22 protein-coding genes, 1 tRNA gene and 1 pseudogene are annotated in these 24,757 nt (G+C 40.3%); 12 read left to right on the top strand and 12 right to left on the bottom strand.

What is annotated here, in order from left to right:
- The first annotated feature begins 30 nt into the window (after positions 1-30).
- The 5 genes from groL to B3R63_RS05185 all read left to right on the top strand — a co-directional run bounded on the left by groL (position 31) and on the right by B3R63_RS05185 (position 9,336).
- Positions 31-1,665: a chaperonin GroEL gene (groL, locus tag B3R63_RS05165; RefSeq protein ID WP_005015664.1), complete on the top strand. Its 1,635-nt coding sequence runs from the start codon at positions 31-33 to the stop codon at positions 1,663-1,665.
- Between the two features lie 1,026 nt (positions 1,666-2,691).
- Positions 2,692-3,669 carry an MBL fold metallo-hydrolase gene (locus B3R63_RS05170; RefSeq protein WP_248131243.1) on the top strand — a complete coding sequence of 326 codons (978 nt, stop codon included), beginning with the start codon at positions 2,692-2,694 and terminating at the stop codon, positions 3,667-3,669.
- 375 nt (positions 3,670-4,044) lie between these two features.
- On the top strand, positions 4,045-7,143 hold the full coding sequence (locus tag B3R63_RS05175; RefSeq protein WP_286728947.1) for a multidrug efflux RND transporter permease subunit: 3,099 nt from the start codon (positions 4,045-4,047) through the stop codon (positions 7,141-7,143).
- A gap of 206 nt (positions 7,144-7,349) precedes the next feature.
- Positions 7,350-8,690, top strand: coding sequence for a magnesium transporter (gene mgtE / locus B3R63_RS05180; RefSeq protein ID WP_286728949.1), 1,341 nt, complete (start codon positions 7,350-7,352; stop codon positions 8,688-8,690).
- Positions 8,691-8,760: 70 nt separating this feature from the next.
- Positions 8,761-9,336, top strand: coding sequence for a DUF4112 domain-containing protein (locus tag B3R63_RS05185; protein WP_286728951.1), 576 nt, complete (start codon positions 8,761-8,763; stop codon positions 9,334-9,336).
- 89 nt (positions 9,337-9,425) lie between these two features.
- On the opposite strand, the gene htpX is transcribed toward B3R63_RS05185, so the two are convergent.
- Positions 9,426-10,331 (bottom strand): protease HtpX, encoded by a 906-nt coding sequence (gene htpX / locus B3R63_RS05190; RefSeq protein WP_286728953.1) that lies wholly within the window; start codon positions 10,329-10,331, stop codon positions 9,426-9,428.
- Positions 10,332-10,668: 337 nt separating this feature from the next.
- Positions 10,669-11,314: pseudogene (locus tag B3R63_RS05195) on the bottom strand (lytic transglycosylase domain-containing protein); the annotation flags it as partial.
- Between the two features lie 496 nt (positions 11,315-11,810).
- Here B3R63_RS05195 and ttcA point away from each other — a divergent pair.
- Entirely contained in the window at positions 11,811-12,713 is a 903-nt protein-coding gene (ttcA, locus tag B3R63_RS05200) for a tRNA 2-thiocytidine(32) synthetase TtcA (RefSeq protein WP_005015602.1), read from the top strand.
- A 204-nt stretch (positions 12,714-12,917) separates the two neighbouring features.
- Positions 12,918-13,304 (top strand): SCP2 sterol-binding domain-containing protein, encoded by a 387-nt coding sequence (locus B3R63_RS05205; protein ID WP_005015601.1) that lies wholly within the window; start codon positions 12,918-12,920, stop codon positions 13,302-13,304.
- A 102-nt stretch (positions 13,305-13,406) separates the two neighbouring features.
- On the opposite strand, the gene B3R63_RS05210 is transcribed toward B3R63_RS05205, so the two are convergent.
- On the bottom strand, positions 13,407-14,516 hold the full coding sequence (locus B3R63_RS05210; protein ID WP_286728957.1) for a transglycosylase SLT domain-containing protein: 1,110 nt from the start codon (positions 14,514-14,516) through the stop codon (positions 13,407-13,409).
- Between the two features lie 359 nt (positions 14,517-14,875).
- Between B3R63_RS05210 and greB the strand changes: the two genes are divergently transcribed.
- The gene (gene greB, locus B3R63_RS05215) at positions 14,876-15,355 is read left to right on the top strand and encodes a transcription elongation factor GreB (RefSeq protein WP_005015597.1); all 480 of its coding nucleotides are present in this window, start codon (positions 14,876-14,878) and stop codon (positions 15,353-15,355) included.
- Positions 15,356-15,451: 96 nt separating this feature from the next.
- Positions 15,452-15,541 (top strand) — tRNA-Ser (locus B3R63_RS05220).
- A 235-nt stretch (positions 15,542-15,776) separates the two neighbouring features.
- On the opposite strand, the gene B3R63_RS05225 is transcribed toward B3R63_RS05220, so the two are convergent.
- The 3 genes from B3R63_RS05225 to B3R63_RS05235 all read right to left on the bottom strand — a co-directional run bounded on the left by B3R63_RS05225 (position 15,777) and on the right by B3R63_RS05235 (position 18,588).
- A complete protein-coding gene (locus B3R63_RS05225) occupies positions 15,777-16,766 on the bottom strand; it encodes a hypothetical protein (protein ID WP_005015592.1) in 990 nt (329 codons plus the stop codon).
- Complete coding sequence (locus B3R63_RS05230) at positions 16,766-17,956, bottom strand: YagK/YfjJ domain-containing protein (protein ID WP_286728959.1); 1,191 nt, start codon at positions 17,954-17,956, stop codon at positions 16,766-16,768. The genes B3R63_RS05225 and B3R63_RS05230 overlap by 1 nt, the downstream gene beginning before the upstream one ends.
- A gap of 446 nt (positions 17,957-18,402) precedes the next feature.
- Complete coding sequence (locus B3R63_RS05235; RefSeq protein WP_005404905.1) at positions 18,403-18,588, bottom strand: AlpA family phage regulatory protein; 186 nt, start codon at positions 18,586-18,588, stop codon at positions 18,403-18,405.
- A 114-nt stretch (positions 18,589-18,702) separates the two neighbouring features.
- Here B3R63_RS05235 and B3R63_RS05240 point away from each other — a divergent pair, with 114 nt between their 5' ends.
- On the top strand, positions 18,703-20,010 hold the full coding sequence (locus B3R63_RS05240; RefSeq protein ID WP_005015587.1) for a hypothetical protein: 1,308 nt from the start codon (positions 18,703-18,705) through the stop codon (positions 20,008-20,010).
- 142 nt (positions 20,011-20,152) lie between these two features.
- Here B3R63_RS05240 and B3R63_RS05245 read toward each other — a convergent pair whose 3' ends face one another.
- From B3R63_RS05245 to B3R63_RS05270, 6 genes are all read right to left on the bottom strand, one after another.
- Positions 20,153-20,554: a hypothetical protein gene (locus B3R63_RS05245; RefSeq protein ID WP_005015586.1), complete on the bottom strand. Its 402-nt coding sequence runs from the start codon at positions 20,552-20,554 to the stop codon at positions 20,153-20,155.
- A gap of 451 nt (positions 20,555-21,005) precedes the next feature.
- Positions 21,006-21,578, bottom strand: a complete 573-nt coding sequence (locus B3R63_RS05250; RefSeq protein ID WP_286728962.1) for a hypothetical protein — start codon at positions 21,576-21,578, stop codon at positions 21,006-21,008.
- Positions 21,579-21,627: 49 nt separating this feature from the next.
- Positions 21,628-22,044, bottom strand: a complete 417-nt coding sequence (locus tag B3R63_RS05255) for a hypothetical protein (protein WP_005015581.1) — start codon at positions 22,042-22,044, stop codon at positions 21,628-21,630.
- Between the two features lie 49 nt (positions 22,045-22,093).
- Positions 22,094-22,243 (bottom strand): hypothetical protein, encoded by a 150-nt coding sequence (locus tag B3R63_RS05260; protein ID WP_005404281.1) that lies wholly within the window; start codon positions 22,241-22,243, stop codon positions 22,094-22,096.
- 10 nt (positions 22,244-22,253) lie between these two features.
- Positions 22,254-22,532 (bottom strand): hypothetical protein, encoded by a 279-nt coding sequence (locus tag B3R63_RS05265; protein ID WP_005015578.1) that lies wholly within the window; start codon positions 22,530-22,532, stop codon positions 22,254-22,256.
- A gap of 68 nt (positions 22,533-22,600) precedes the next feature.
- Positions 22,601-22,741, bottom strand: coding sequence for a hypothetical protein (locus B3R63_RS05270; RefSeq protein WP_286728964.1), 141 nt, complete (start codon positions 22,739-22,741; stop codon positions 22,601-22,603).
- A gap of 511 nt (positions 22,742-23,252) precedes the next feature.
- Between B3R63_RS05270 and B3R63_RS05275 the strand changes: the two genes are divergently transcribed.
- Positions 23,253-23,501, top strand: coding sequence for a hypothetical protein (locus B3R63_RS05275; RefSeq protein WP_005015576.1), 249 nt, complete (start codon positions 23,253-23,255; stop codon positions 23,499-23,501).
- Between the two features lie 66 nt (positions 23,502-23,567).
- Positions 23,568-24,611: a DUF932 domain-containing protein gene (locus B3R63_RS05280; RefSeq protein ID WP_005015575.1), complete on the top strand. Its 1,044-nt coding sequence runs from the start codon at positions 23,568-23,570 to the stop codon at positions 24,609-24,611.
- Positions 24,612-24,757 lie beyond the last annotated feature (146 nt).

Consider the following 24,757-nt stretch of genomic DNA (forward strand, 5'->3'; position numbering starts at 1 on the left):
CAAGTATTTCTTAAAAAATTGGAGTTAAAAATGTCAGCTAAAGACGTAAAATTCGGTGATTCAGCCCGTACAAAAATGATTGCTGGTGTAAACACTCTGGCAGATGCTGTTAAAGTAACTTTAGGTCCTAAAGGCCGTAATGTAGTGATTGACCGTTCTTTTGGTGCACCGCATATTACTAAAGACGGTGTAACCGTTGCTAAAGAAATTTCTCTAAAAGATAAATTCGAAAATATGGGCGCACAGCTCGTACGTGAAGTATCTTCAAAAACCAATGATATCGCAGGTGACGGTACAACAACCGCAACTGTACTTGCGCAAGCAATCCTGAATGAAGGCATTAAATCAGTAACTGCGGGTATGAACCCAATGGATCTGAAACGTGGTATTGATCTTGCAGTGAAGACTGTAGTTGAAAATATCCGCGCTACAGCGAAGCCAGCAGATGATTTTAAAGCCATTGAACAAGTGGGCTCAATTTCAGCAAACTCTGATGAGACTGTAGGTAAGCTGATTGCTCAGGCAATGGAAAAAGTCGGTAAAGAAGGCGTAATTACCGTTGAAGAAGGTTCAGGCTTTGAAGACTCGCTTGATGTTGTAGAGGGTATGCAGTTTGACCGCGGTTATATCTCTCCATATTTTGCAAACAAGCAAGATACTCTGACGGCTGAGCTGGAAAATCCGTTCATTCTTCTGGTTGACAAAAAAATCAGTAATATCCGTGAACTGATTACTGTACTTGAAGCTGTTGCAAAAACAGGTAAGCCGTTACTGATCATCGCAGAAGACGTAGAAGGCGAAGCGCTGGCAACTCTGGTTGTAAATAACATGCGCGGTATTATCAAAGTGTGTGCAGTGAAAGCTCCTGGCTTTGGTGATCGCCGTAAAGCCATGCTGCAAGATATTGCTATCCTGACTGGCGCAACCGTAATTTCTGAAGAAGTGGGTATGTCTCTTGAGCAGGCTAACCTTGAAGATCTGGGTACTGCACATAAAGTTACTGTATCTAAAGAAAATACAGTGATTGTTGATGGTGCAGGTAATGCTGATGCAATTGCTGAGCGTGTACAGCAAATCCGTGCACAGATCGAAGAATCTACATCTGAATACGATAAAGAAAAACTTCAGGAACGTGTTGCTAAATTAGCTGGTGGTGTGGCAGTGATCAAAATTGGTGCTGCAACTGAAGTTGAAATGAAAGAGAAGAAAGACCGTGTAGATGATGCATTGCATGCAACGCGTGCTGCGGTTGAAGAAGGTGTAGTTGCTGGTGGTGGCGTAGCGCTGGTTCGTGCTGCAAAAGCACTTGATGGCCTAACTGGTAACAATGATGACCAGAATGTAGGTATCAATATTCTGCGTCGTGCTATTGAAGCACCACTTCGTCAAATTGTTTCTAATGCAGGTGATGAGCCTTCAGTAGTAATCAATGCAGTGAAGAGCGGCGAAGGTAACTATGGTTATAACGCAGCTTCAGGTGAATATGGCGACATGCTGGAGATGGGTATTCTTGACCCTGCAAAAGTAACGCGTTCTGCGCTTGAACATGCTGCTTCTGTTGCTGGCCTGATGCTGACCACTGAATGCATGATTACTGACATTCCAGAAGACAAACCAGCTGTGCCAGATATGGGCGGTATGGGTGGCATGGGCGGCATGATGTAATCTGTCCAAGCTTTATTTAAGCCATTGATATTTCATATATAGATATGGCTTGAATATATTTATCGCTTCACTACAAAAGTTTTCTTGATATAGTGGAGTGAATAAAAAAGGTCGCTTTGTGCGACCTTTTTTATTTCCTGAAATATTTACTCTATGAATCTTTAGTTAAAACAGAGAGGCTTACCTGAAAAATATTTAATTTAAGAGTTCAGTCCTATGGTTTATTCCTATTGCTAAAAAATTTTTAATATATAAAATTTTAGAAAAATAATTAAATTTGGAAAAAAATACCATAGAGATAATTTAAAAAATTATTGCGAAATTAAGCTCATTTTAGAGAAAGATTTTAAAAATAATTAAAACCCTTATAAATAGTAAGGGTATAAGCTAAATATAAAGAAATAGTCCAAGATACCTAGATTTAAGTTTTTTATAAAAGTGTAATGTGTTGCCAGTGTAACTATTTAATTGAATTATAAAATAATTAGCTGGATATAGATTTAAATTTTTCATTTTTTAAAATTAGTTTGTCTCAAAGCAAATATCCTGGTTATTTTAGAAAAAGCAGATTTTTTACTAGATTTTCTCTATGAGAATAGATTTTCAGGTTTGCGAAAGCGAGAAAGAGTGGTATGCATAATTTTAAATTAAAAGGTGCACCGGGCTCCAAATCAGGTGACCAGCTTTATCGAGAGTTCAAGCAATTTGAACAGGATATTCTAATTGAAGATAGACGAGCTGCTGAATTTCAAAAAAAGATGATTTTAATTATTTTAGGACTATGTATAGGGTTGTTCATTGCTACTTTAACAATATTTCTATAGAACCTATAAGATAAAAATCGGTTGATAAAAAAATATAATGTTCCTCCATATTATAAACTAAATCAGTATAGAACTTTTTGTAACGAGCTTATCGGTTATCAGAAGGGTATAAAAATTGGCGAGTGTCCCAGAACAGACTCGCTTAATGGGGTAAAATATATTAAAAACAGTTCATGCTCTTAATTAATATAGCAGGTAAGCAGTGAAAATATTTAAAACACTCATCAGTTTGGTTAGTTTTACAGTGCTTTCTTCAACTGGTATGGCTTCAACAGCTACACCAACTGAACAGGTGCCGGGTTATTATCATCAGCAGTGGGGTAAATATACAGTTACCGCTTTGCTGGATGGCACCAATTATATGTCACCTAGTCTATTTAAAACGCTAAATAATTCTCAGGTAAAACATATTCAGCAGATTTTAAAGAAATACCATAATGATCAGCAACAGGGTGTACAAACATCGGTAAATGCTTTCCTAATTAATACTGGAACAGCGCTAGTTTTAGTAGATAGTGGTGCTGCTAGCTGTTTTGGTTCGCATCTCGGTTCAGTGAGCAGTAATCTGGTCAAGGCAGGCTATCGGCTTGAGGACGTGAATGTAGTGTTACTGACGCATTTACATCCTGATCATGTCTGCGGTTTAACTAAAGAGGGTCAAAAAGTTTTTTCAAACGCCAAAGTCTATGCTCATGAACGTGAAGTAAATTACTGGTTAGGTCAGACACCAGTAAATTTGTCTAAAGAACAACTGGAAAATTATCAGTCAACCCGCAACAAAATTCAGGACGCGATAGCACCTTATCAACAAGATAAACAATTTATAACTTTTAAAGAGGGGCAATCGATTGCTGGCCTTCAGGTGATGGATACACGTGGCCATACACCCGGCCACCACAGTTTTGTGCTGGAGCAGAATAAAGATAAAATAGTTTTTATTGGAGATACAGTGCATTCGCACAGTGTGCAGTTTGAAGCGCCGCGTACTGCTATTGAGTATGATATCCAGCCAGATGAAGCTGTAAAAACCCGACTTAAACTGTTCAGTAAAATTGCGGATGAAGGTAGCTGGGTAGCTGCACCACATTTACCTTTTCCGGGCATTGGACATATTTCTAAGGTTGCCAATGAACAGTATCTCTGGATACCTGTCTATTTTAATAATGTCTTGCAAAAATAATTTCTAATACATGGCTTCATGTGAAGCCATTTTTAATTTTTATTACCTTGTAAACTGGCAAGATCATTATATCCAAAATTTCGCTAATTTTATTTTCATAATGATCTCTTAAATAACTATTCTGATGAGCAGTAGCTCAGAATAAGAAAATGGTTTATAAGCCTCAATAACTTCAATTACATTTATAGTAATAGTGTTTAAACCACTTTCCTTCATATTCTCTCCTCATTTAATAAGTTATATAAATTTATGTAAATGCGTGAGAATAATGAATTTTCGTCATACCTATTCAATGTTATAACTTTAATCTGCCAGACTGTGGTCCGCCATATTCTTTTTTTGTTCACTCTAGCCGAGCAGGTGGCCTGAACATTTATGTTGTCGAAATATTTCATTGAACGTCCCATTTTTGCAGGAGTACTCGCCATTATTGTAATGGCATTTGGTATTTTCTCTGTCATAAACCTGCCTGTAGAACGCTATCCGGATATTGCTCCACCGCAGATTACTGTAGCGGCTACATATAATGGCGCTTCTGCAGAAACCGTAGAAGAGAGTGTAACGCAGCTGCTTGAACAGCAAATCAAAGGTATTGATCATCTTTTATATTTTAGCTCCAGCAGTGATTCATCGGGACGTAGCCGGATCAGTATTAGTTTTGAGAATGGTACAGACCCAGATACGGCCCAAGTTCAGGTACAAAATAGTATTAATGGCGTGCTCAGCCGTCTGCCGGAGGATGTACAGCGGCAAGGTGTTAATGTATGGAAATCGCTAGGCGATACGCATATGGTCATAGGCCTTTATGACCAGACTGGCAAAAGTAATAATATCGAATTATCTGATTATATGATGACTCATCTGGAACAGGAGATTTCCAGGATTGAAGGAGTTGGTGAAGTCGATGTTTTTGGCTCGCAATATGCAATGCGGATCTGGCTGAATCCAGACCGTTTAAAACAATATAATTTAATGCCAAGTGATATTCGTGCAGCTGTAGAAGCACAAAATACTCAGGTGGCAGCAGGGGGTATTGGAGACTTGCCTACAGCTAGTGAACAGTATCTGAATGCTAAAGTCAGCTCGGGTTCACGTTTAAAAACGGTTGAAGAGTTTGAAAATATTATTATTAAATCTTCTGCTAATGCCGGTTTTGTATATTTAAAAGATGTTGCCCGAATTGAACTTGGGGCAGAGAACTACCAGTCATTTAATACCATTAATGGTTATCCATCAGCAGGTCTGGGCATTTCACTGTCTACGGGCGCAAATGCTTTGCAGACTTCCGCCTTAATTAAACAGACCATAGACCGTCTTACCGAGAAGCTACCAGCCGGTTATAAAATTGTCTATCCACGTGATAATACACCTTTTGTTCAAGAGTCAATTAAAGAGGTAGTTAAAACTCTGATTGAAGCAGTGATTCTTGTAATTTTGGTAATGTTCCTGTTTTTACAAAGCTGGCGTGCAACCTTAATTCCTACTATTACTGTACCTGTAGTAATTTTAGGGACCTTTGCCATACTGTACGTATTAGGTTTAAGTGTAAATACATTGACCCTATTTGCTCTGGTACTGGCGATTGGCCTGCTGGTGGATGATGCGATTGTTGTGGTTGAAAATGTCGAGCGGTTGATCGAAGAGAGGCAATTCAGCCCAAAACAGGCTGCCTTAGAGTCAATGCAGGAAATTAGTGGTGCGCTAGTGGGTATTACGCTGGTTCTCACGGCTGTCTTTATTCCGATGGCATTTTTTAGTGGCTCAACTGGTGTAATTTACCGGCAGTTTTCAATTACCTTGGTGGCAGCAATGGCATTGTCATTGCTAGTCGCCTTGATTTTGACTCCTGCTTTATGTGCATTGATTTTAAAACCCAAGCAGCAACATGCTCGCTGGGCCAACGGGTTCAATGAAAAACTGGAGCGACTCAGACAGTATTATCTCAAAGTGATCCAGAGTTCCATGCAGCACAAGATAATTTATTCAGTCGTATTTATAGCCTTGATTGCTGTATTTGCGCTGTTTTATCGTGCCCTACCTAGCAGTTTTATTCCAAGTGAAGATCAGGGCACGCTTAATATCCAGTTTAGCTTGCAAAATGGCGCTCCAATGGCTAAGAGCCAGCAAGTAGGAGAAGAGATTCAGCGTTATTTCCTGAGTGAAGAACAAGAGAATGTTGAACTGGTACTTATCCGCTATGGCCGTAACTTTTCTGGTACAGGTCAAAATCTTGGACAGGGTTTCATTGCGCTCAAGCACTGGGATGATCGTCCGGGGCAGGAAAATTCTGCGCAGGCAATTCGTGAACGTGCCACAAAGTATTTCAGTAATAATCCTGATGCCAGAATTATGATCAATATGCCGGGAGCTGTTCGTGGTCTCGGACAGACAGATGGATTGGAATTCTGGATTCGCGATATTAACGGCCAAGGCCGGGCTTATCTAGAACAGCAGTTTAAGTCATTACAGACCAAAACCGGTCAATATGACAGTTTTCAAAATCTGGACAAAAAAGCTAATCCGGACAAGGCTGAGTTGAAGGTCAATATTAACCAAAAACAGGCAATGGCAGCAGGCTTAAGTCAGCCTGCGATTAACAGTACTCTGGCGGCTGCTTGGGGTGGTAGTTATATTAATGATTTTATTGACCGGGGACGGATTAAGCGGGTCATTATGCAAGGCGATGCAGCTTATCGGGCACAACCTGAAGATTTATATTTCTGGTCTGTCCGTAATGATCTTGGTCAAATGGTTCCATTTTCTACATTTGCCAGTTTTGAATGGACTGGCGGGCCAGAAGTAGTTAACCGTTTCATGGGCTACACTGCATTACAAATGGAAGCAGATGCAGGAGCTGGTTTTAGTACCGGTGAAGCGATGCAAGATGTCCAGACCCTGATTAATCAATTTCCTGACATTGACTTAGCCTGGAGCGGTTTATCTTTTCAGGAACAGCAGTCCAGTAATCAGGCAATCTGGTTATATCTGGTATCGATTGGCTTTATTTTTCTGTGCCTCGCTGCCCTTTATGAAAGCTGGAGCATACCGACAGTGGTTATGGCAGCAATACCACTTGGTATTGGTGGGAATATCCTGTTCAGTTATCTAGCTGGCTTTCCTAATGATATTTACTTTCAGATCGCATTGCTGACAACAATTGGTCTGTCATGCAAAAATGCCATTCTTATTGTTGAATTCGCTGCACTGGCCCAGCAACGTGGCAAAGATGCAGTAGCAGCAGCTCTGGAAGGCGCCAGCTTGCGCTTGAGGCCGATCTTGATGACTTCTCTGGCTTTTGGTGCTGGTGTAGTACCACTAGTGTTTGCCTCTGGTGCAGGAGCTGCCAGCCGTCAGGAAATTGGTACCAGTGTTCTAGGTGGAGTCATGTTTGGAACGGTCTTGGTAGTGATATTCATTCCATTCATGTATGTTTTGGTCCGGAATCTGATGACAAGAAAACAGCACCTTGGCTAGTTGATTTATCTTGATTTGTCTTTCAAAAAATCTGACGAGATCAGGTTTTTTACTTTAAAGACCGCCCTCAGTTTATGACTTTATTCGATAAATGTAGGCGTATTGCAAAATTATAGTGAAAACTCTCCAGACCATGATAGAAGTAGTTTAATCCCCCTGATCAAAAATAAATTTTTATTTAATCAATAAATTATCATGAGACAGGCATGCCGCAGATTGCAGAGAAAATACAATATGTTCGCCAACAGCTCCGTTCTGAAAAGTTCAATACGGCTATTGGCCTTTTAAATGAATTAAATATTGCTGATCAAGCTAGTGTATTAAAAGGATTGCCCCCTGCAGAACAGGTCAATATCCTGCAGAAACTGGATGAGCCAAGTGAGGTGTTTGCATATTTGCCGCTCAGCCAGCAAGCTGTTTTGGCTGAATTTATACCTGTTCCTGATCTCATCCCTATTCTTGATAATATGTATTCTGATGACTTTGTCGATATTTATAAAAAACTGTCACCAGAATTACAACAACAGCTTATGACACTGCTATCTGAGGAGTCTCAAAATACCTTAAGAAAACTGGCGCTTTATCCTGAAGGTACAGCTGGTGCGATGATGAGTTCCAGCTTTGTTACCTTACACCAAGACTTATGCATGGATGAAGCCATCCAGGCGCTGCGTATAATCGCCGCAACACGGGAAACCCTTTATCTGGTTTATATTGTAAATGAGCAGAATCAGCTGATAGGTGTCATCTCTCTACGCCAGATTATTCAGGCCAGGCCCGAAGCTACAATTGCAGAGGTAATGGAAAGGGATGTGATTTATGTCTATACCTATGATGATCAGGAAGTCGTTGCTAAAACTCTGGCTTACTATGATTTAATCGCTCTACCTGTAGTGGATGAGCAGGAAAGAATGCTGGGCATTATCACTTATGATGATGTGATGGATATTGTAGAGGCAGAAACTACCGAAGATATTTTAAAATCCGGTGCAGTCAGTCCGTTAGCTGAGCTCAGCCTGAAAACTGCTCCCATCATAACCTTATACCAAAAAAGGGTATTTTGGCTGGTTATTCTGGTCTTTGGCAGTTTACTGTCGGGAATTGGAATTGCACATTTTGAAGAGATTATTTCAACTCACATTGTATTGGTATTCTTTCTCCCTTTACTGGTGGGCAGTGGGGGAAATGCCGGATCGCAGTCTGCTACTCTCATGGTGCGTGCCTTGGCGACCGGAGATGTACAGTTTAAAGACTGGTTCAGCTTGCTCGGCCGTGAAACTGTGGTGGCACTTTGTTTAGGCGTAACGATGGCTTGTGCCGTATCCATGCTAGGTTATATTCGCGGTGATTTCATGGTCGCGATTGTACTGGCAATTAGCATGGTAGGGATTGTACTCATGGGTTGTCTGACGGGTATGAGCTTGCCTTTTATTTTAAATAAGTTGAAACTGGACCCTGCCAGTGCTTCAGCACCTTTAGTTACCTCAATCTGTGATGCTACAGGCGTGATTATCTACTTATTTGTAGCATCCAAATTATTGTTTTAGTACACAGATTAATACATCTCGTGTTTTAATCTGTTTTATGCTGATGACTCTCTAATGACTGGAATTGGTAATGCCCGGGCTTGAAAAACAAAAAAAACTTACTCAGCAAGAAGTGATCCGTCTGGAGCGTGATCTGGCCAAGTTTGCCAATATCATGGACTCTTTAGTTCGTATTCCTTTTACCAAGCAGGGAATCGGTGCGGATGCAGCCTTGAGCACGATACCAATTGCAGGAGATCTGGCAGGCTTTGCCCTGACTTGTTATGCAGTTTACAAAGGGCGCCAGATTGGCGTGCCTTCCCATAAATTGCGGCCAGTTATTAAAATGGCTGCCCTGGATGCAGTAGTCGGTTTTGTGCCTGTAATCGGTACGGTATTTGATATATTTATCCGGCCGAGCCGCAAGGCACTTGATATTGTGCATGAACATATCCGCACAGAATATCAGATGACTACAGATATTCATTTAAGGCATCCCTATCTGCATGAGAAGTTAGAACGTAAACAGCAACATTCTACTTTCTGGCGCCAGCCAGTGGTGGCCTGGTTATGGCTACATATACCTGACTTGGTCGGAGTTCTGTTCCTGATTCTATTTGCAGCCGGTTTGTGGTTTGCTATCAGGCTGGCACAGCAGTATTTTTAAAATATACACTGCATTAGCTTAAAAGGTTAAATGTAAAAAAGCCTCCACGCAGGAGGCTTTTTTGAATCTGGATGAATCAACAGAAAAACTTATGGACAGTTGAGACGCTGTAAAGCAGCTACCCGGTCTTCAATAGTCGGGTGTGTCATAAACAGAGCAGCCAGACTAAAACCACTTTCTTTACCAGAAGAGATTGCAAAGGCTTTCATTTCTTTAGGCATCTGATCTGGCATGTCAGACTCTGCCTGTAGACGTAACAGGGCAGAAATCATAGCCTGTTTTCCGGCAAGCTGTGCACCCGCTTCATCGGCCCGATATTCACGATAACGTGAGAACCACATGACAATTGCAGAGGCAAGAATACCAAATACAATATCCAGTACAATAGTAATTGCAAAGTAAGCCAGCCCAGGTGCTTCACCATCTTCACGGCCAAATACGTTACGGTCAATGAAGTCGCCTACTACACGGGCAAAGAACATGACAAAAGCATTCACTACCCCTTGAATCAGGGCAAGTGTAACCATATCGCCATTAGCGACGTGGCCGATTTCATGCGCCAGTACTGCACGCAGTTCATCCTTATTCATACGTTCAAGCAAACCGGTAGAGACCGAGACCAGTGCATCATTTTTGTTCCAGCCTGTTGCGAATGCATTAGACTGATAAGACGGAAAAATGCCCACTTCTGGCATTTGAATGCCAGAACGCTGTGATAATTCAGCAACGGTCTGCAATAACCAGGCTTCTGCCTGATTTTGAGGAGCATTAGGGTCAATAATTTGTGTACCGGTCGCCTTTTTAGCCATCCATTTGGACATAAAGAGGGAGATGAGAGAACCCACCATACCAAATACAAAACAGATGACTAAAAGGTTGCCCAGATTAAGGCCACCCGCACCATGATAACTTCCGACTCCGAAGAGCGACAAAATAATGCCAGCTACTACCAGTACCGCGAGGTTGGTTAGCAAGAACAAACCAATCCGCATCATTGAGATAATCCTCTTTTAATAGAAAAAATAAATCGATTTTGAAATATAAATCGTAAAACTAATATGCGGTGATGCTCGTTAAAATTCAAGAAAAACTTGAAAAATATATATAGAAAAAATGAATCAAAAGATCAGTTAGAAATATGAATACGTGCTGAGGCTGTAGCGTTAGAGCTGACATAAGTGCCTGGTGCATCTGTATAGGAGCCATCTGCCAGCGTAATAATTTGCCGGGGCGCATAGCTCCGGCCTGCAGCTTGAGTATTTGCAGCAGAATTCACTGTTTCCTGAACCAGCAATCCATTTTCCGGATTATTACTGGCAGTAAGGTTTAGAGCTCCGCCCGAGTAAAGGTTGCTATAACGACTGGTGACCCGACGAACATAATCTTGGGTTTCACGGAATGGGGGAATACCACCGTATTTAGCAACATTACCTTCTCCTGCATTATAGGCTGCAAGAGCAAGATGCGTGTTGCCTTTAAAACGTTTCAGGAGCCAGCTTAAATATTTGGCTCCTCCTAGAATATTCTGATAAGGATCATATGCATTTGAGACATTAAAGCGCCGTGCTGTTGCAGGCATCAATTGCATCAAGCCCTGTGCACCTACAGGAGAGCGGGCATTTACATTAAAGCCTGATTCAGTGTGCATAACTGCTTTAATCAGACCTTCACTGACACCATGCTGCTGAGCCGCCTGTTTGATTATATGATCAAAAGCATCACGATTTTTGTTATAGCTTGGCAACACCGCCGCTTCTGACTTTCCCCAGTTACTATAACTGTGAATATTACTCTCAGGATAATAAGTAACTTTAACTTTCTTTAATGAACTGTCATTCATTTTACGGTTAGTCAGGAGGGTGCTGCCACTTTGGTCTTTATAGACATACATTTGACCTGCACTACTATAGCTTGAAGCCAGTACAAGTACGGCACATCCCCAGATACCCAAGCGTGAAATATCAAAGTAAGTTTTCATAGTAATCTGTAAGCAACTTGGAGCTCAAAATTCAGTCCGAGTTTAACAAAAAACTCTACAATGGAAACCAAAAACTTGAGTTTCTTTAACAAAAAAAATTGAAAAAAAAGCAAGACCATTTGTTTTGAAAATAACCAAATAAATAAAAAAAAAATTTTAAAAAGTATAGCTTGACATATATAAGCATTTGTAATTATTAATAAATATTAATTGATCAAAAAATGATCAATTTAAATAAAACCCTTAATAGGCCGATTACACCCCCTGTCAAGCCTAGAGAAATCCACAATTTTATCCACAGGTTTTGTGGAAAACTGTGGAAAAGTCCAAAATATAAGCATTTTGATACAATTTTGAACGCGAGCGTCTATTTTTTATACAAAGGCTTATTTTTTTCTGACCAGTGGTGTTCCACATTAATTGTAATTCGGTGATGCGAATCGGAGGGAGATCGGCTAAAATCGCGCGGTATTTCTTTTATGGGTAATTCTGTTCTATGTACTCGCCAGTTGAGTCCAACCAGGGATTTAATTTCAAGCCAGAACTGCCAACCAGTTCAGCCTATTATCGTCTGCTTAAAAAGCTGCGTCGCCAAGTTGGCCATGCTATTCGTGACTTCAAGATGATTGAAGATGGCGACAAGGTAATGGTGTGCGTATCGGGTGGTAAAGACAGTTATACCTTGCTGGACATTTTGCTACAGTTCAAGCGTATTGCACCAATTAACTTTGATGTAGTTGCTGTCAACCTAGACCAGAAGCAGCCTGGCTTTCCAGAGGATGTCTTGCCGCGTTATATGGAAGAAAACAATATTCCATATTACATTCTGGAAAAAGACACCTATACCATTACCAAACGCTTGACACCGGAAGGTAAAACATACTGTGCTGTGTGCTCGCGTTTACGCCGTGGATCCCTATACGGTTTTGCCCAGGAAATCGGCGCAACTAAAGTTGCTCTTGGACATCACCGTGATGACATTCTGGCAACTTTCTTTTTGAACCTGTTTCATGGTGGCAGTCTAAAAGCCATGCCACCAAAACTGTTGTCATCTGACAAAAAGAATATTCTGATTCGTCCACTGGCTTATGTGGAAGAGAAAGACATTATAAAATATGCGGAGCTGCGCCAGTTCCCAATTATTCCATGTAATCTCTGTGGGTCTCAGGAAAATCTGCAGCGCGCAATCATTAATGATATGTTGCGTGATTGGGATAAAGCCCATCCGAAACGTCTGCACAGTATTTTCGGCGCTTTGCAGAATGTATCACCATCTCAGCTGGCTGACCGTGAACTGTTCGATTTTGAGATACTTGATTCGCAACGTGAGTATGACTTCAAAGAACCGGAAAAAACTAATCGTCTGGATGTAGTTAATTTGAGTTTTGCTGCTGAATAAAATCAAATATTAGGCATCTTGCCCAGTTAAGGTGCCTATTTAAATCAGTAATACATAAAAACATCAAAAACTGAATGATCAGTACAAAAAAATTGTTCTAATTGCCTCATTACATGCTATAACAAAATAAAAGCTCACAGCTTCATGAATATGCTGTCTGGAAAGGCAGCTCTATAAATTGAAAAATATACTTGAGGAAAAATTATGCCTGCGTTACTCACTGATGATTGGTTTGCAACTGTTGATAAATTAACTGCTGAAGCAGGTGATTTGAACCTGCCACCAGCCTTGGCTAATCTGGCAATTAATCTTGTAGTTGTAAATGCAGACAATAATACGACTGAACTTTCATTAGATGGTGGAAAAATCCAGAAAGGTCTGTCTTCAAATGCTAAAACTACTTTGAATATGGATGGCGAAACCCTGCGTAAAGTCTTCCTTGAATTCGATATGGCAGCTGCGATGCAAGCATTTATGACAGGCAAAATCAAGGTACAAGGCGATATGTCACAATTGATGGCATTACAGACTGTAAAGCCAAGCCAAGAGCAGAAAGACCTGTTTAAGAACATTCTTGCGCAAACTTCTTGAAAAAAAGAAGCTTAAGAGCAAAAAAAGCTTACCGTGAAGGTAAGCTTTTTTTATAAATTAAATTGTTTGTATTATATACTATATCACATATAACACTTTTGTCTAAATTGTGACCAGTTCAGACTTCTTGATATGTTCAAGATAGGCTCGAATACGGGTAACATATTGCACAGCCTGACGATAACGACCATTACTGGTCTGATGGCGTTCCAGATAATCATAAAGATTTACCCAGTTATTTGGATTACGACCTTGGGTTTGAATACGTTTTTGAATCTGGCCAACAGCGCCAGGACCCATATTATAAGCTACCAAGGCGTACCAGTTACGGTCCGGATAAGGAACGTCAGAAAACTTGTCGAGCATTAAATCATAGTACTTGGCCCCGCCTTGAATACTCTGATGGGGATCTGTACGGTTCTGTACTCCCATGGCTTTAGCTGTACTACTGGTGAGCATCATCAGGCCACGTACGCCTGTAGGTGAAACTGAATTGGGCTTTAGATAAGATTCCTGATAGCCAATTGCAGCCAGCAGGTGCCAGTCTAGGTCATAACGTTCAGCACTTTGCTGAAAACTCGCTTTATAAATCGGCATACGTTTTGACAAATCACGCTGAATGGTTTTCCAGGCATCAGGCTGTACTACATTACGGTTGTAAAAAGAAGCCAACTGACGAATGGCCCCATTTTGTTTACCTTGGCAGATATAGCCACTTGCAGTAGCAGCTAGCGGTTCTTCGGCCTGCTTGAATACCCAGTTCAATGCTGGGTTTAAACCATTTTTAACCAGACTGGTTGTATCTCCACAGCTTGCAGAGAAAGACGTCAGCTGGTGCTTTTCAATAGTATTAAAGTCAGCCGTAGTCATTGCCATATTGGCTTTGCCTTGAGCGACCCATTTTAAAGCTGTTGCGTTGTCTGCAACTGTCTTTAGTTCGAGCCTGACATTCAGGTTTTGAGCATAATTACGGACAAGATCATAGCCGAAGCCATACATAATCTTGCCATCTTTAAATAAGGTCGTCGGGCTTTCCACCGTGACCACAGTTAACGTATTGGTATTCACAACGGAATTATATTGTGAAGCTTTACTTGCATTAATATTGTGCCAAGGTACAAGAGCTGTGCTTAATACAAGTAATCGAACAGGGAGAGTAGAAAATAAAGAGTTAAGGCTAAGCCTTGACCCAGAAGTTGAACTACTGTGCATGGTGTCTCCGCTAAAGTAACTTATGCCCTAAAAGGCAGACAAAAACGGGTCTGCAACTTTTATAAGTTGATAAATTCAATAAGAGGATGGGCAGTCATGAAGTCATTTAAAATGACAGGGATGAAATAAAACTGTGTAGTTTAACTACATAGATAAAAAGAACATAAATACTAAAAAGTGAACGGATAATAAAGTGCAAATTTTATTATGTCAAATTTTGATCAAAAATAGATGAGTGATATTTATATAAGTCATTGATATTAATATATTTTAAATTAATATTATGACAAGATGTTGAAAATGTATGGCATAATAGATAATTATATAAATTGAATACGTATTTAAACTGAATATTCATAATGAAATCTAACTTAATTACTCGAGCCGGCCATGACCGGTTGGTGGCTGAATTACAACAGCTCTGGCACGAAGAACGTCCAGAAATAACCAAGAAAGTTAACTGGGCTGCCAGTCTGGGCGATCGTAGTGAAAATGCCGATTATCAATATAATAAGCAGCTCTTACGCAAGATTGATCGTCGGGTAAGATATTTAGGAAAACGGCTGGAAGAGCTGAGAATTGTTGACCATTCACCTGAACAGGACGGGCGCGTTTACTTTGGTGCCTGGGTAGATATTGAGAATGAATATGGTGAACAGAAAACTTTACGAATTGTCGGGGTAGATGAGATTTATGATCATCATCCTCAACATATTTCAATTGATTCACCTATGGCTAGGGCATTACTTTCAAAACAGGTGAATGATGAGATTGAAGTGATGACCCCTTCAGGGAAGAAGCAGTGGTATATCAATGCAATTCGTTATGAAAAACCATAAAATTTATAATATCTGATTCTATTTTGAACACTTGTCCAATTAAATCTACAAAATGATTTGCCAATTTTACGAATAGTTTATATGATAGCGCTCGTTGGAAGCGTGGCAGAGTGGTTTAATGCACCGGTCTTGAAAACCGACGAGGGTTCACGCCCTCCGTGAGTTCGAATCTCACCGCTTCCGCCAAATATTTTTATAAGCCCTTGTATCTACAAGGGCTTATTTTTTTACCTGTAGCTTACCCCTCAAACTACCCCACATAAAATTTTGGATGTGTTTAACTCAAATAGGTATATTTAGGATGTAATAGGAAAATGAAGCGTTTCAGTTTTAATTTATTGCAGTCTTATAAAACTACTTTTTCAATAAAAAAAGCCCAATAAATAATTATTGGGCTTTTAAAGAATTGATTAAAATGCCATCAGTAAATGATGTATTCAAACTTGGGTGATATGATTTTGGAATGATAATAATAATACTTCAAAGGATAGAGCATCACTTTAAAAATTACTTTCCATTGCGCCAGATTTATTCCCTGAAAATTATCTCTTTCAATTCGAGCATAATGTATAAGAGTATTGCTTAAATCCAGTTGAACAGTCGGTTGTGTACTGTCATCAGATCCATGTATAAAGTGGTCTTCATGACTAGGTAAATTTAAATGATGTTGATCACGATAATAAACCAGCATATTTAAATAGTACTGACCGAACAGGGTTTGCTGGATACGCCACTGAATACATAATATCCCTCCTTGATTGAGTTGTAGAAGCTCTTTAATTAACTTGCCTTTTAGCTTTGTCATCACCTTCTCATCTCTGTTCATGTCTAGTAGCTGTGTATGACCAGTCATATTAAATAAACAAGAAACTCTCGCTACCTGAATATTAGTATGAGCAGTAAGTAGTCGGCTAACGACTCTAGAATTTTTGGTAGCTTGATCGGTTATTAGCTTGTTACGGGTTTTAAGATTACTTTGAGCCTCAGTACTTGCAGCATATCCCCGGATTTCATTCCATAATTGCTGTAAAAATAGATGTATCTGGGCTTTTGCGGGATGCTGGTTAATTGCTAAAAGATCTATCCATTGCCTCTGTTTAACAATTTCATAAACTTTAAAAAATAACAGGCTACTCATTTTGTCTAATACAAATGGATGAGCTTGCAGGGAGAGGGAAGGCGTACAACCTGACTGAACCATTTGCAACATGGTTTTTACTGCTGTGTCTAGTTGAATTAATGCTGCTGAAGGTATGAGTACCTCTCCTTTGGTCTGGAACGGTTTTGAGTTCTTCAAGCTCATTTGATGAGCAGTTTCACTTAAATGCTTCAGGTAAGACAAGAGCTGCAGATTATTTGAGCCACCTATTAAGTCTGTTGCATTGATTTGTTCAAGTTTTTCGAAGCTCATTATATATTTCCTTTTAATACTTTAAATTTAGCCGGTGTATGGATACCTGTTACAAGCTCTTTTGGTGTAGCTTGAACAGGTGACAGCTCATGGTATTTAAATTGGCGGGGACGCCCCACAGACCCGGTTTTACGAGGAAGCTTGCTTGTCTGGAATACACGTAATTTTTGGGTTAGAAGACGTTGATCAATGAGGAACTGATCCTGCTTGCAGATGTACAATAGAACCTGATCAAGGTTGTCAAAGAAGGTCTGATCATCATGATGAGCCATGCCAATAGCCAGGTTGCGATACTTGATCTTGTCGCGGTGACAGTTAAAGTAGTAGCCCTTGTTCCCGGTCAGTTGTGACCAGTACTGACCAATGACCTCTGCATAGTGAGTATCACGCTGGAACTTATTACCATCCATAAAGAACAGGCAGTGATAGTGGTAGCCTTTATGCTGACCGAATTCGAGCTTCCAGATATAACCAGCAATGTTGGGAAGGTTTTTGTCATAATGAAAGCGCTTTAACAGTTGAGCGAAATAGGCTCTCATTTCGTCAAACGTGAGATTATCCTGTATCAGGTGTTTCCAGCATAAATCAATACGGATTACTAACAATTTGCTAAAAAGCTCTCTCAGGCATTGTATTAACTTGACTGCCCGCTTGTACTGATGTTTGGCTTTTTCAGCACGTGCATTCTGGGCCGCTTTAAAGATAGGTGAATCTATCCGGATAAAAATCTCACGAATCAACTCATTTTTTAGTTGAGCAGTTGTATGGGAGCTTTTGGGATTTCCTGTCTCCTCATCTAATACTACGAATCTATAATTTGGTAGTGCATTCCAAAATAAAGTTTCATCGTTAGGATGAATGTGAGGTGCAACCACTGCATCATAGGCTTGTTTAAAAATGACGCTATGTTCACAGTGATAGTTACTTTGACTGACTTGTTCAATTGAATAGATTCCTTTTAAGAATAAATCAAGTGAAGTGTCATAGGTCTTTAAGCTTAAGCCTTCATTGTTGAGCTTAAATAAGTACTCTAGTGATTCACGTTCAATTTGATTAATGGCAAAAATCATACTGAACATACTTGAAACAACGGGATTCTCTTTAAGAGTAAATTTACCATTGCATTGTTCACTAGTGAGCTCTAATACATTAGACGGATAATTTTGTTCAATATTAATTTGTGGTTCCATATGGGATTACTCATAAGATTCTAATCTAAGTAAGTTTTAACTATTAAAATGATGGTACTGTTGGGTGGATAACTGAGTACGGTGAATACTGAATCGGTTACCCAGACAGTTGTATCCATCTGTTTAATCAATCTATTTTTTATATTTAAGTGATTAATTTACTTGAATAAGGTATTAATTGATCTGTGCTAATAATCGGTATCTAAGTACCTAGTTATTATTAAGAATAATGAGATATCAGTACTGAGTGTATAAGAGCTACTTAATCTGTATTAGATACCTAACTATTTATTTCATATAGATAATTAATGCTTATTAATTAAATTAAAAAACCTAAATTCACTTTCATAAGTCATAGCTGTCCCGTAAGGGCAAATGATGAAATTGCCCTTTGGTCATTACGGGAATTTGAGAACTAAGAAATTATGAAAGTTATGCCAATAGAATTAGTGGTAAGGCAGGTTTTTCAGCCATTGCTCAACTTCATTTTCAACCCAGGCAACGCTGTTCATTCCCAGCTTGCGTGGCTTAGGAAAGTCAGGGTCATAACGCTTGGATTTTTGATCCAGCTTGTCATAAATGGTGGATCGGCTAATTTGGCACTTGTTGATGACATCTTTCAATTTAAGCATACACATAGTGCTTGTAGGGTGTTGATTGTTTTGCATAAAATTCTAATTTCGACTGATGTGAACACAAAGGAATTATGGTAAGAATATACGTAAATAAAAGTTGAGAATGATTACGTGATTAGAGATTATCAAACAGAAGAGTTGTTTAAAGCAGTATTAGCGAATCTTTTTAGATTAGTTGTTATTTATTCGTGTGAGATGATTAAAGCAAAAAAAAGATTTCCAGATATGTATAGATGGTTTGAGGAAAATAACGAAGTCGTAGCTTTTGAAATTAGAAATTTTCTAAGAGAAAAAAAGGGTAATAATTTTTCAATCAAAGTTGATAGTTTTGATGATATGATTCAATTTGACCTTTTTGAGGATGATATTGTTTATGAGTTAAATCAATACTTTTGGGATTTTAAACAATTTCATGATATATCGTACAATAAGGCTCTAATATCAGAGTTAAACATTGACCAAGATATTATAGAGATTTTTTTTTATAATTTAATAGATAATTTAAGCTCTCCTAAAGAATATACAAATCAGTTCTTAGATTATTATAACTTTTTCAATAACTATGCATTATCCTCCTTTCTTTCTAAAGATAGAGTAAATCGATCAATTTTTAGATACTTTCAATTATATGCAGAAATAGTGAGCCCGAATACTCAATTGGAAAATAAGGCAATTCAGAGAAAATTTATGGATTTGCTAAGAGAAATTCCATACTACTCAATATTTGCACGTACATCTATCACAGGTTTTTCTACATTTAATACGTCTCAAGGTAAAAAATATTATTCAACTTTGAAGACACCATTAAATTTCAAACCAGGTACTTTAGTTGATAATTTATTGCATTTTTTGTTTCAACATCTGATTGAGCTTTTTTATTTCGATTTTTTAAAAGATGATCCCAAAAATTTTAAATTAAAGCTTGCTGTTGGTAAATCAAATTTTTTGAATGGGCAGCGTTTGTCTAAATATAATAAGCTTTATGAATGTAATAATATAATGAAATTATTATTGCAAACTTGGCCCAAAGAACAACATTTAGTGTATAGAAGTGTAGAAAAAGAGGGTTCAATCATTCCTGTGTTACGCAGTATTATGTATGAAAATTTTTTAGACGAATATGATAAATCTATTTTTTCTCACAATGATTCTAGAGAAAAGACAAGTCCAAATAAAATAAAACGAGATAAAGATGCTAGAGCAAGAATATTGGCATTTTTTAAATATTTAGAGTTTGGTTTTTTAGATATGGGTTTTAAGGTCAAAATGAGTGTTGATGCTGATAAAACCGATAATTGGAAAATAGAATTTATATCAAATAGTCGTAACAGCATGGGTAATTTTACGTGGACTTGGAATCAAATAAAGTCAGCTTACAGTGATCATAAAAAAAAGACAAATTTGTTTAATTATGAATAACTCATGATAACTTTCGCAGCGTATTAAGGGGGGCCTTTTTTACTCGTAATTTTTACATAATAATTTGGCGAAAAAGCCAATAAGAAATTATGTGTTTAAGCGGAAAGTTAAGCAAGTTTTCCGCTTATTTTTTATTTTGGAATCACCCAATCCGATAAGCATAAGTCCCATAAGCTGTACTGATACTGACTTCACGAATAGACTCAACCTTGCAGCGCGGATAAGCTAAAGCCGCTGAGCCGTAATACATGTTTTTATAATCATATATGCGGGTTATTTCACAGTTGCCGCGGTTGACCTGAACGCCCGTAATGGTGGTGGGCTGATCGTTGAGTGAAATAATATCGATTTTATCAATATAACCTGTCAATGAACCTTGCGATTCAGCACGGTAGACGCGTATGTCAAATTCTTCAGCTATAGCCTTAGCTTCTGTTTGCTCATCAGCAATCGATGCCGTATCTAAATTTTGATTGTTCAGATCTGTTTCAGATGAAGCCGGCATTTCATCATCGGCCAGTGTTTCGCTTAAATCCGTTTGCATGAATTTCTGGGTTTTCGGATCAAGCTCTGCCTGTGGCTGATCAGTTTGCTAGCCCTATCTTGTGAGGGGGTGCAAGCACTCAGCAAAGCGATCAATAAGCAGGCAGCGGACAGTAATTTTATATGAGTCATGTCATTCTTCTTGGTATGCTCTCTGTCTCAGTTCTTCTAGGGATTGAAACTTTTTGTGCTGATTCAATGCATAAGCAGAATTAGCCAAGACAGAGGAAAACGGTGTATGGACCTGGGCTAAAGCGAGCTGATTTTGCGGGGGGTATAGCCCTTAAAGCACTCGCCAGAGCGCATTTTAATCATCTAGCCATCATCTGCATTCAGCAGGAGCTAGATCTTCATTACATTGGCTGTGATAGCCATAAAGTCAGGCATTAGCTCAGTCTGTACCAACAGCTAAAGCGCAAGCCGGTAAAAAATAGGCTGGATTATATTTGAAGCTATTCTTCAACAATGGCACGGTGGGTGAGTTTGCCACGTGTCGTATACAAATAGACTTCCTTGATTTCGTCTGCAGTACAGCCCTTTAGCAGCAGGTTAAAGTTATCACCGTAGTAGGTTTGCTTAGGAAATTTAACCGTATATGGTTCTATACCAATAACTTTGCAGTTGGAGTTGTCTATTTCCACTTTATCCAGTACATCGTTAACTTCTGAGACTACTCTTAAGCGGGTGCTATCTAAGACAGTGGATGTGATGACTGTAAACCCAACATAAGTTTCGGCAGGCCTAAACTTCACTTCAAGTGCTTCACCGGGCAATAGCTTTCTTTTCATCTGTGGCGGTGGAATATCAATATTTTCAGCCCCTTCATAAATACTGTCCGGGTCATAGCGGTCATGCGCGATGGCGGCCGCTTCAGCCTCACGCTCTTTTGTCTCATCTTTTATAGCGCTGTCATCAGATGAAACGGATTCATGTTCGCTATTAGCAGCAGAAGCTGGACTTTCAGGTGTTTTGCTGCAGGCGGTGAGCAGGGTAAAAAGTGCAGCCGTGATGATCAGTTTTTTCATGGCGGTATGTCCTTTAAAACGGGAATGCGGGTAAATCCAAAGGGCCTGATTATGGCTTTGTGAACTGGGTGCGCTGCACATACTTCAGTACGCATAAGCCTTTGACATACAGCCAGCGGTCATTAGAATTCTCGGCGTGATAATCAAAAACCTGATAGGCAAAGTCATCCAGGTCTAATAACTTGTGCTGATGCAAATCCTTGCCTTCCCGGATGAGCCCATTCAGATCACCGCTATAGATGAAATAGCGCAACGGATCATCTTTGGGGATGACCTGCCACTGCTTGCTGAGTGCCACAAACGCATTGCAATTGGTATTGCCCTCACAGCGTTTCACTGCAGGTGCGGCAGAAGGATCATTGACCAGCGCCATCACCTGCGTCATGTCTGCATGACTTAAGCCCGGTAATGCCAGACTGGCTACAATCACCCCTGACTGCAAAAAATTCTTGATCTGTTTATTCATTAAAATCGTTCCAAATTATTGTTGTTGAATAAGTTTTAAGTAAATGGAATTAATTAAACATGGACACCGGCCAAACCATGGCTTTGCCCAGGTTATAGGCATAACTGCGGTCTGCGGTCGCGCTGCAACCTTTTAAATATGCTGAAAACAGCAGGGCAATTACGATATATACCCCGATCAGATAATGCTTGATTTGCATATTCGCACCCCTAGCGAGACTGGCAGGCTTGAGCTGCACGTAGCATCTGCTCGGTAAAATCCTGAGGCAGATCAAGTTGACTGACATTCTGTTGGCCCAGCTTTTCCATAAATGCAGGAGAGTAATGAGCTTCCAGCCGGTCATAGACACAGGAACAGGTGGAACGGTCTGTGCCACCCGACTGGCAGCCGGCATTAAAATCACGTTTGGATTTGCTTTCGCAGCCAGCTAACACGGCAGCCGCCAGCAGCACAATGCCCAGTAAGGGCAGACGATTAGAAAAAGACATTATAATTCTCATCATAAACAGAGGATGATCGGCGTCTGATTTAAGAAGGTATAAGAGATCAGGATGTTTTACCGGTGCGGCGTTTTATTCCAGCCGGCCAGTTCAACCAAGAGCCAGAACAGCAGCATCATCAGCAAAAAGCCAATAACAGCCGGGCCCAGCCAGATCAGTATCCCCATCATTAACATCAGGCGTGCAAGGATCTTCATTACCAAAGCAGGGCAGAAGAACCGGATTGTTTAGATAGAGAAGAAGGGATGGGAATAGAGCAAACAGCAAATAAGAAAACAGTCATGATGACTCCTTTGGGTATAAAGAAGTTTCACCGCATCACTGCTAAATAATGGTGGCGAAACGAAAAGGGGTTAGCAGACTGATACCCAAAAAGATCAGCACACCCGAAGGTGTCCCCCTCCCGTTCCGCCGCAAAGGGGGACACACAGGGTCGCCCACCAAAAAGATAGACTTTTTAGTGTGCATTGGGTAAACGGTCTGCTAAAACCGGCTGGCAATGTAGGCCAGCATGCTTATGATAATGCCAAGCTGCAAGCCGGTCAATTTCATTTCTATATCGCCGAATAATAGTAAGACTAAATAATATAAGAACAAGATTCTAAAAAATTTCAGATACATAACACCTGAATGAAGCAGCAGCTGAACATTTCTCCAGATCAGGACAAATGAGCTGCTGACCCATAAATATATTTTCAGGAGTTTCTTATGCCGTATCGAGATTTTGACCAGATGGAAGATTCAAACTTTTCACAATATGAACCGTTAAAACCGGCGCTACAGGAATGGGGTCTTCGCAATTCACCCACCACTCTGGCGGTGCTGGGCATGTCGCTGGCGAAGTCACTGGGCTATTCACCTTTTATTGGTGGGATTGCAGGAGCCATGCTGGGTGGGGTAATTCTGGTCATTGCTGACCAGACACAGGCATCTTACCGTTCGCCATTGCATAAATAGTAGACCGTTTATATTCGTACTCTTAACAGTTTAAATTTATTCATTATTTATCATCAGGATTAGATTATGGCACATCAACTTGAACAAATGGCCTATGTCGGTCAAACCCCCTGGCATGGTCTGGGCAACCAGCTCACGCAAAACCAGCCGATTGAAGTCTGGGCACAGCAGGCTGGCATGAACTGGCGCATTGAATCATCCCATGTCAGCTATATGGCTCAGAATGATCGTGGGCAAAGCATCATCATGCCCTTTGAAGAACAGCGGGTACTGTACCGCTCAGATACGCATGCCCCATTATCGGTAGTCAGTCAGCGCTATCAGGAAGTGCAACCCAAACAGATCTTGGAGTTCTACCGTGATTTAACCGAGCAGTCCGGATTTGAACTGGAAACTGCAGGGGTTCTGAAAGGCGGCAAGAAGTTCTGGGCATTGGCACGGACAGGACAAAGTGCAGCCTTAAAAGGCAAAGATGTCAGCAATGCTTATATCCTCTTGGCTACGGCGTGTGACGGTACATTGGCAACCACGGCGCAATTTACCTCAATCCGTGTGGTCTGCAATAACACCTTGGCGATTGCACTTAAAGGACAAAGCAGTGCTGGAGTGGTTAAAGTCCCGCACAGCACCCGATTTGATGCAGGCAAAATCAAACAGCAGTTGGGTATCTCGGTACGGCAATGGGATGAGCATATGTACGAGATGAAACAGCTCAGTCAGCGTAAAGTCACACAGACTGAAGCGGCAGCATATTTTGATGCGGTATTCAACAATACCGGCCTCAGTCCAATAGAGCAGGACGAAGGCATTATTCAGTTCTATCGTAATGTCGCTAGCCAGGCCAACCCGGTCCCTAAAGCTGATAACAGGACTGAACCGAATGGGCGCGCGATGTCAAAAGTCATGACCATGTTTAACGGGCATGGCCGCGGGGCGGAACTCAGTTCAGCCAAAGACACCGCCTATGGCTTGCTATGCGCTATTACCGAGTTCACAGACCATGAACGTCGTGCCATGAGTCAGGATCATCGTCTCGATTCAGCCTGGTTTGGTGCAGGCGCCGGACTCAAGCAGCGCGGGCTGGAACAGGCGCTGCGTATGCTTGCCTAAACTGAATAGACCTTAGTTTCATGAATTAGTCTAAGTATTACTGAACGAAGCCAAACATTTCTCTTCACCTGTGAAGCAAATCTTAGCCTTTAAAGCCGCGTCTTCGGACGCGGCTTTTTTATGCCCCAAATTTAATATTAAAGGAA

The sequence above is a fragment of the Acinetobacter sp. UBA1297 genome, from assembly GCF_002307755.1.
Lineage (GTDB): Bacteria > Pseudomonadota > Gammaproteobacteria > Pseudomonadales > Moraxellaceae > Acinetobacter > Acinetobacter radioresistens.